Genomic DNA, 8,291 nt, shown 5'->3' with positions numbered 1-8,291 from the left:
TCGCTGCGGTCGGGGGAGAGTTCGCTCGCGCTGGCGGGTGGTGTGACGGTGATGTCGACACCGGGTACCTTCATCGACTTCTCGCGGCAGCGCGGTCTTGCGGCCGACGGCCGGTGCAAGGCGTTCGCGGAGTCCGCGGACGGAACCGGCTGGGGCGAGGGCGTCGGCGTCCTGGTGCTGGAGCGGCTGTCGGACGCGCGCCGCAACGGTCACAAGGTGCTCGCGGTCGTGCGGGGTTCGGCGGTCAACCAGGACGGTGCGTCCAACGGTCTGACGGCGCCGAACGGGCCGTCGCAGCAGCGGGTGATCCGGGCCGCGCTGGCCAACGCCGGGTTGTCCGCGGCCGAGGTGGACGTGGTCGAGGGCCACGGCACCGGGACCAGGCTGGGCGACCCGATCGAGGCGCAGGCACTGCTGGCGACCTACGGCCAGGAGCGGCCGGCCGACCGGCCGCTGCTGCTGGGCTCGGTGAAGTCGAACATCGGTCACGCGCAGGCGGCCGCCGGTGTGGCGGGTGTCATCAAGATGGTCGCCGCGATGCAGCACGGGAGCGTTCCGGCGACGCTGCACGTGGACGAGCCGTCCTCGCACGTGGACTGGGCGGCGGGCGCGGTCCGGCTGGTCACTGAGGCGCAGCCGTGGCCGGAGACGGGTGAGCGGCCGCGTCGGGCGGGCGTGTCGTCGTTCGGGTTCTCCGGGACCAACGCACATGTGATCATCGAGCAGGCTCCCGAGCAGGACATTCCGCGCCCCAGGGCGGACCACCGGACGCTCCCGGTGGTGCCGTGGGTGGTGTCGGGGCGGTCGGCGGAGGGTCTTGCCGGTCAGGCGGAGCGGTTGGCGGACTTCGTACAGCAGTCTGACGCTGATCTTCTGGACGCTGGTTGGTCGTTGGCGGTGTCGCGGGCGGCGTTGGAGCAGCGGGCGGTGGTCCTCGGTGCGGACCGCGAGGAGCTGCTGGCCTGTCTTGCGGCGCTGGCCGAGGGCCGTGAGGTTCCGGGTGTGGTGACCGGAGCCGTGGGCGGTGCGGGCAAGGTCGGGTTCGTGTTCACCGGCCAGGGTGCGCAGCGCGTTGGCATGGGGCAGGGCTTGTATGCCGCGTTCCCGGTGTTCGCCGCCGCGTTCGACGCGGTGTGCGCGGGTCTGGCCGAGCACCTGGACGGTTCCCTCGCCGCCGTCATCCGGGGTGAGGGCCCGATCGATGAGACGGGGTGGGCGCAGCCCGCACTGTTCGCCGTTGAGGTGGCCCTTCACCGTCTGCTGGAGTCGTGGGGTGTGAGTCCGCAGGTGGTGGCCGGTCATTCGATCGGTGAGCTGGCGGCGGCGCATGTGGCGGGGGTGTGGTCGCTGGAGGACGCCTGCGCTGTAGTGGCCGCACGCGGCCGGCTCATGCAGCAACTACCGTCCGGTGGTGCGATGGTCGCCGTCGAGGCCACGGAGGAGCAGGTTCTCGAAGCGATCGCGGGCCGGACTGGTGTCGGTATCGCCGCGGTGAACGGCCCCAAGGCTGTGGTGATCTCGGGCGTCGAGGACGAAGTACTGCAGGCCGCCGCACAGTTGGCCGCGTCCGGCGCACGGACGAAGCGTCTGCAGGTCTCGCACGCGTTCCACTCGCCGCTGATGGAGCCGATGCTGGAGGAGTTCACCCGCGTCGTCGCCGCCGTCAGCTACCGCGTGCCCAAGCTGACGATGGTCTCCGCCCTGACCGGCCTCCCGGTGACGGACGAGGTCACGGACCCGGCCTACTGGGTGAGGCACGTCCGCGAGGCGGTCCGCTTCCACGACGCCGCGCAGTGCCTTCGCGCCGCCGGCGTCCGGACGTTCGTCGAGATCGGGCCCGACGGTGTGCTGTCCGGCATGGGCCCGCAGACCCGCACGGACGACCAGGGCGAGCCCGAAGTCTGGCTGCCGCTGCTGCGCCGGGGCCGTGACGAACCCCGCGCCCTGTTCACCGCCCTTGCGAAGCTCTTCGTGCGCGGTGTGCCGGTCGCCTGGGAGCAGGTCTACGCGGACACCGGTGCCCAGCAGGTCGACCTGCCCACCTACGCCTTCCAGCGTCAGCGCTACTGGTTGACCGCGACGGCGGGCAGCCGCGCCGAGGACCTCGGTCTGGAGAACCCCGGACACCCGCTGCTCGGCGCCGCCGTCACCCTGCCGGCCACCGGCGGCGTCGCCCTGACCGGGCAGCTGTCACTGGCCGCGCAACCGTGGCTGGCCCAGTCGCTCCTCAGGGACCGGGTCATGGTCCCCACGGCGGCGCTGGTCGAGATGGCCGTGCGCGCGGGCGACGAGGTCGGCTGCGGACGGGTCGAGGAACTGACCGTCGAGATGCCGGTCGTGCTGCCGGAGCGCGGCGGCGTGCGCGTCCAGGTGACCGTCGGGGAGAGCGGTCCCGCCGGGCGCCGGGAGGTCGCGCTGTTCGCGCGGGCGGACGACGGGGAGTGGGTGCGGCACGCGTCCGGCACCCTGGCCCCGGACGAGCCCGGCGAGCCGGCCGGCCACTCCGGAGCGGACACGGCGGCGTGGAGCGTGCAGTGGCCGCCGGTGGGTGCCGAGGCGGCCGACGTGGACGCGATGTACGCACGGCTGGCGGCGGCCGGGCTCGGCTACCGGCAGGCGGTCCGGGCCGCGTGGCGGCGCGGCGACGAGGTGTTCGCCGAGGTGGCGTCGGCCGAGGGGACCGAGGTGTCCGGGTTCGGGGTGCACCCCGCCCTGCTGGACGCCGCGCTGCATCTCATCGGCCTGGAACAGGCCGCCGAGGAGGGCCCGCTGCTGCCCCTCGGGTGGGCCGACGTGACGGTCCACGCCTCGGGCGCCCCGGCGGCGCGCGTACGGGTGGCGCCGTCGCCCTCGGGTGAGGGCGTCTCGGTGGCCCTGGCCGACCAGTCCGGACAGCCGATCGTCTCGGTCGGCTCGGTGGTGCTCGGAGCGCCGGCCGTCGGCTTGCTGGACCGGGCCGCGGGGGCGGTCGGTGACGGACTCTTCCGGGTGGACTGGGTGCCGGTCGCCGCGCCGGAGACGGCCGGCGAGCCGGGTCGGGCGTGGGCGGTGCTGGGCGACGACGGTGGCCTGGCCGTGCCCGGCGCCGCGGCGTACGCGGACGTGGCGGATCTGGTCGCCGCGGTGGAGGCGGGGGCTGCGGTCCCGGATGTCGTGCTGGTCTGCGGCGTTCCCGGAACAGCATCCTTCGGAACAACCACCGGCGAAGGCGCGGACGACGTCCCGGCCGCGGCGCGGGCCGCCGTGCTGCGTGTGCTGGCAGTGCTCCGGGACTGGCTGGCGGCGGGCTCGCTCGACGGGACGCGGCTGGTCGTGGTGACCGAGCGCGGTGTGGATGCCGGCTGCGGCGCGAGCGTGCGACTGGACAGCGCGGGCGTGGTCGGACTGGTGCGGGCGGCGGCCGGTGAGCATCCGGAGCGGATCGTGTCGGCGGACGTGGCGGAGCTGGCGGGCTCCGGGCCGCTCGTCGTGGCCGGAACGGCGCTGGGGGAGGCCGGGTTCGCGGTGCGGGACAGCACCGTGCGAGTGCCGCGCCTGACGCGTGCGGCCGATCAGGACCGGCAGGAGCCGGGCGAGCAGGCCTCCAACCGGAACGACCGGAACGACCAGAACGACCGGAACGACCGGAACAACCGGAACAACCAGAACGGCCGGGACGACCGGCACCGGCTCCACGCCACCGACCGCCCGCGCACCGTCCTCGTGACCGGCGCCTCCGGTGCGCTGGGCGGTCTGGTCGCCCGGCACCTGGCGGCGAGCGGACAGGCCGGACGGCTCCTGCTGGCCTCCCGTCGCGGCCCGGCCGCCGCCCAGCTGTCCGCGCTGGCGGCCGAGTTGGCCGGTGCCGGGACGAGCGTGCGGGTGGTGGCGTGCGATGCCGCCGACCGCGCGCAACTGGCGGGCGTACTGAACGGCGAGCCGCTCACCGGGGTCGTCCATACGGCGGGCGTTCTCGACGACGGTGTCGTGGGCTCGCTCACCGACGACCGCGTCGAGCGGGTCATGCGGCCGAAGACCGACGCCGCCTGGCACCTGCACGAGCTGACCCGCCACCTGGACCTGGACACCTTCACCCTCTTCTCCTCGGTGGCCGGTGTCTGGGGCACCCCGGGGCAGGCCAACTACGCGGCCGGCAACACCTTCCTGGACGCGCTGGCCGCCCACCGGCGGCACGAGAGCCTGCCCGGTGTGTCGCTGGCGTGGGGCCCCTGGGAGCAGGGCATGGCCGGTGAGCTCACCGAGGCCGACCGCCGTCGGATGGCCCGGCAGGGCCTGAAGCCGCTGTCCGCCTCCGAAGGGCTCGCGCTGCTCGACGCGGCCGCGCACGCCGTCGACCCCCTGCTGGTCGCGGCCCGGCTGGACCTGCCCGCGATGCGTCGCCCCGGGAGCGTCGTGCCGGCGCTGGTGACCGGGCTCGTCCGCCCCGGTCGGCGCTCGGTGGGGCGCGGGGCCGGTCCGGAGGGCGGGAGGAGCCTCCTGAACCAGCTGGTCGCCCTCCCGCCGGAGCAGCTGGAGGGCGCGGTCCTGAACCTGGTGCTGACCCAGGCGGCCCTGGTGCTCAGCCGGCCGGGCTCCGAATCCATCGAGGCCAGCCGGTACTTCCGTCAGCTCGGCTTCGACTCGCTGACGGCGCTGGAGTTCCGCAACCGGATCAGCGGCGCCCTCGGGCTGCGGCTGCCCGCGGCGGTGGTCTTCGACTACCCCACCCCCGCGGAGCTGGCCCGGTACCTCCGGGACCGGGTCGCCGAGCAGGAGATCGACTACGAGCCGGTGCTGGGCGAGCTCGACCGGCTCAAGTCCCTGCTGACCGCGATCGCCCGGCGGGGCGGCGGCCAGAACGCGAAGATCACGAGCCGTCTCGAACTGCTCCTGGAGGAGTTCCGCGGTGCGGACGCGAACGGCGCGCCCTCCGACGAGGACATCATCGGGGCGACGGACGACGAGATCTTCGACCTGATCGACAAAGAGCTGGGGATCTGAGCGGTCGGGCAGCAGCGGGAACGCCGGCGGACCCAACGGACTGGTAACGGGTAGAGGAGTGACGTGATGATTTCCGCGGAAGGGCGTACGCCTGCGGATCCGGCTGACGACGCGGGAGTCTCCCCCAGGGAAGAGGCGCTGTGGCTGCTGGAGTCGCTGGTGCCGGGCACGCCCGTGAACAACGTGTCCGCGGCGTTCGCCGTCGCGGGCCGGCTGGACCCGTTGCGGCTGGACGCGGCGCTGGCCGTCGTGCTGCGGGGCCACGCGGCCCTGCGCACCGTCTACCGCGCCGACGGCACCCGGCTGACCAAGCGGGTGGTCGCCGCGGCCGACTTCCGGCTGGAGCTCGCCCAGGTCGTGCTCGCGGGCGAACCCGGCGAGGCCGACCTGGCATCGGTGGCCGCCGTGCCGTTCCGGCTGGACGGGGGGCCGATGCTGCGGGCGGTGCTCCTCCGCTCGCCGGAGTCGGACGTCCTCTGCGTCACGGCGCACCAGTTGGTCTTCGACGAGGTGTCCGTCCCGGTGTTCCTGGCGGACCTGGCATCGGCCTACGAGAACGCCGACGCCGCCGCCGACACCGACAGGAACGCAGCGCCCGCGTCCGTGCCCGGCTGGACCGAGCCGGACCCGACCCCGGAGAGCCTCGCCCACTGGCGCGCGGAGCTGGCGGGCGCGAGCACCGGCACCATGGAGCTGGCCTGCACCGAGCCCGAGCCGGACCGCCCGACGCTGGCGGCGGCGCAGCTCGACCGCACCCTGCCGCCCGGTACGGTGGCCGGGGTCCGCCGCCTCGCCGAGGACCTCGGCGTCCCGGAGTCCGCCGTCCTGCTGGCCGCCTACTACGTGCTGCTGGAGGCGTCCGGCGCCGGGCCCGACCTGCTGGTCGGGTGCCCGGTCGATCTCCGGCCGCCGCACGCCGCCCGCACGATCGGGTACCACGTGACCCATGTGCCGCTGCGGCTGCGGCTGGACCGCGCGGAGAGCGTCCGCGCGCTGGTGCGCCGCAGCGGCGAGCGGCTGCGCACGGGCGCGGCGCACGCCGACGTGGCCGTGGACGCCCGGGCGGACCTCATGCCCGCGGCGCGGACCGGCCGGTGGTCGCTGCCCTTCCGGCACGTGTTCGACCACCGGACGGCGAGCGGCGCCGCGCCGGCCCTGGACGGGCTGCCGGTCAGGCCGTTCGCCGTCGGGAGCGGCTTCGGCAAGTTCGACCTCCAGCTCTGCGCCACCTCGACGGCGGACGCCGTCTCGCTGCGGGCCGTGTACCGGACGGAGCTCTTCGAACGGGCCCATGCCGAGCTGCTGTTGGGCCGCTTCGAGGCGGTGCTGGCCTCCTTCGCCGAGGACCCGGACCGCGCGGTCGGCGACGTGCGGTGCTGGAGCGACCGGGACCACGCGATCATCGGCGCGGCGAACGACACCGCCCGGCCCGTGCGGCCCGGCTCCGTCCTGGAAGCCGTCCACGCCCAGGTCCTGCGCTCGCCCGACGCGGTCGCCGTCGTCGAGGGCGACCGTTCGGTGCGGTACCGGCAGCTGTGGAGCGCGGCGCACGCGATGGGCGCCCTCCTCCGGGGCGCCGGGGTCCGGGCCGGCGACGTGGTGGCGACGGCCCTTCCGCGCGGGCCCGAACTGGTCGCGTCCGTCCTGGGGGCGTGGCTCGCGGGTGCGGCGTACCTGCCGGTCGACACGGCCCACCCCGAGGAGCGGATCCGCCACCAGCTCTCCGACTCCGGCGCGAAGGTGCTGGTCGCGGGCCCGGCCGGGGCAATGGACGGGACCGGTGGCCCGGAGCAGGCGGCCGGGACCGGCCCGGTGGTGCTGACCGCGCCGGCCGTCGAGGACGCGCCGGACCGGGTGCCGGCCGAGGCCCGGCCCGCGGCGGTGGATCCGGCGGCCTGCGCGTACCTGATGTACACCTCGGGCTCGACCGGCCTGCCCAAGGGCACGCTGGTCGACCACGCGGCGCTGGCCAACGTGGTCGCGCACTTCGCCGAGCAGTTCGGCGCGGCGGCCGGGGACACGACGCTGTGGACGACCACCTTCGCGTTCGACATCTCCGGCCTCGAACTGTTCGTGTCGCTGAGCTCCGGTGGCCGGCTGGTGGCCGCCCCCGACCGGGCCAGGAGCGACGGCCGGGTCCTGCGGGAGCTGATCGAGCGGTACGGGGCACGGTTCGTCCAGGCGACGCCGACCACCTGGCGGCTGGTGATCGACCGGGTGGCGGACTGCCTGCGCGGCCGCGGCGTCGTCGTGGGCGGCGAGCCCGTGCCGCTGTCCCTCGCCCGGCGGCTGGTGGCGGCCGGCTGCGTGCTGCACCACGCCTACGGGCCGACCGAGACGACCATCTGGTCGACGTCACGCGTCGTCACCGAGGCGCCGGCCGGCCGCCTGGACGTCGGCGCGCCCATCCGCAACACCCGGGTCCACGTGCTCGACCGCCACGGCCGCGAGCTGCCGGTCGGCGTCCGCGGCGAGCTCTGCATCTCGGGCGTCGGGGTGGCGATCGGGTACCACGGCCGGCCGGACCTCAACGCCCAGCGCTTCGGCGAGCACCCCGGGTTCGGCCGGTTCTACCGGACGGGCGACGTGGCCTGCTGGCGCGCGGACGGCCTGCTCGACCTGTTCGGCCGCAGCGACCGGCAGGTCAAGCTCCGGGGCAACCGCATCGAACTGGGCGAGATCGAGGCGACCCTGCTGGCGCACCCCGAGGTCGGCGGCGCCGCGGTGGTCATGGTCGGCGACCCGAGCGCGGACGCCGTGCTGATCGGCTGCCTGGAGCCGGCCGCCGGGCCGATCGACACCGGGAGCGTCTGGGCGCACGCCCGCGCCCGGCTGTCCCGGTCGATGCTGCCGGGGGACCTCGTGACGGTCGACTCGCTGCCGGTCAACGGCAGCGGGAAGGTCGACTACCCCGCGCTGCAGCGGATGGTCGAAGCCCGGCGCGCGGCCGCCACCCGGTCCGGCCCGGACCGCCCGGAGCGGCGCGACGTCGACGACCTGACGGCCGAGCTGACGGGGCTGTGGCGGAGCATCCTGCGGGACGAGGCGCTCGACGCCGACACCGACTTCTTCGCCAACGGCGGGAACTCGATGCTCGCCGCGCTGGCGATGCAGGAGTTCCAGAACATCAGCGGGGTGTCGGTCAGCCTGGCCGAGGTGTTCGAGCGCCGTACGCCGCGCGAACTGGCCGCCGCCGTCCGGGACTCGGCACGGGCGCAGGCGCCGGCCGGCTGACCGTCCCGCGCACACGGCAGCGGCCCTGCGGGAGGACATCCCGCAGGGCCGCTGCCGTGTGCTGTCCGGCTGTCCGG

Annotated in this window: 2 protein-coding genes; both read left to right on the top strand. The window is 75.1% G+C overall.

The features are described from left to right. Window positions 1-51: 51 nt before the first annotated feature. Window positions 52-4,980, top strand: a complete 4,929-nt coding sequence (locus ABZ495_RS31680; RefSeq protein WP_359839302.1) for an SDR family NAD(P)-dependent oxidoreductase — start codon at window positions 52-54, stop codon at window positions 4,978-4,980. Window positions 4,981-5,046: 66 nt separating this feature from the next. After that, a complete protein-coding gene (locus ABZ495_RS31675; protein ID WP_359839300.1) occupies window positions 5,047-8,214 on the top strand; it encodes an amino acid adenylation domain-containing protein in 3,168 nt (1,055 codons plus the stop codon). Window positions 8,215-8,291: the final 77 nt, after the last annotated feature.

It is taken from the genome of Kitasatospora sp. NPDC005748 (assembly GCF_040630735.1).
Lineage (GTDB): Bacteria > Actinomycetota > Actinomycetes > Streptomycetales > Streptomycetaceae > Kitasatospora.
Note: the sequence above shows the minus strand (reverse complement) of the source record. Positions and strands in the feature narration are given on the sequence as shown.

Excerpts from the sequence above, each read along its gene's own strand:
- ABZ495_RS31680 (WP_359839302.1), top strand. The coding sequence starts at position 52 with ATGTCGACACCGGGTACCTTCATCGACTTCTCGCGGCAGCGCGGTCTT.
- ABZ495_RS31675 (WP_359839300.1), top strand. The coding sequence starts at position 5,047 with ATGATTTCCGCGGAAGGGCGTACGCCTGCGGATCCGGCTGACGACGCG.